We start from the raw sequence: 649 nt of genomic DNA, 5'->3' as shown, positions 1-649 counted from the left end.
AGACCACCGGCTCGTCGATCTTCGTCATCTGAGGGCGCCGCCATGTTCTGTTGTGCATTAGTCTTTTTGAAAAGATCACGTCAAATCCCATTCTGGTAATTAGAAGGCTGCTGGAGGCGATAGACGCAAGTATCCTTGGCAGTACTGAGGCGACGCAGATACTGCATAGGCGCCGTGTAGTGCTCAGCTCCGAAGCACCGCTTCCGACCCCAGAGGCTTTTGCGCCCGAGGCTGCCCCCGCGCCCTCGGCACCGATACGCAATATTGAGTTAAGTCCTGAACTGCTAGTTGCCATTCGGGGCGCTGAAGAGGTTGCTCCTGGGCGAAGGCTGGAGATTTAAGATGTCTCATTGTACGAAGTTTGAGTTTTCTTATGTCAATGAAGAGGCCATCGCCAAGGCGTTCGGCAAGATGGGGATCAGCCCCGAAACCGATATGGTCTGCTTTTATCCCAGTGGATTCGGTAAAAAGATTCTGAGCAGAGTCGGTTATATGGGTAGTCAGCAATTTAGAGCGGTTTGTGGTCGAGCGGCTGATGGATTCAATCTATTTGTGTGCCAGATTGAGGAGAACTCCTACAGGCTCGTTATCGAGCGGGACACTGTTTCGGACAGTGACGAGGCGATCAAGGCCGATTTGGCGTTGAGCT

The 649-nt window shown here is 52.5% G+C and carries 1 pseudogene; it reads left to right on the top strand.

Annotation, left to right across the window (positions count from 1 at the left end):
• Positions 1–342: 342 nt before the first annotated feature.
• Positions 343–649 (top strand): annotated as a pseudogene (locus tag FAS41_RS14750) (DUF2997 domain-containing protein); the annotation flags it as partial.

It is taken from the genome of Pseudomonas nicosulfuronedens (assembly GCF_005877905.1).
GTDB classification, from domain to species: domain Bacteria; phylum Pseudomonadota; class Gammaproteobacteria; order Pseudomonadales; family Pseudomonadaceae; genus Pseudomonas; species Pseudomonas nicosulfuronedens.
The sequence above is the reverse complement of the archived record's forward strand: the minus strand, read 5'-3'. Positions and strand labels throughout refer to the sequence as shown.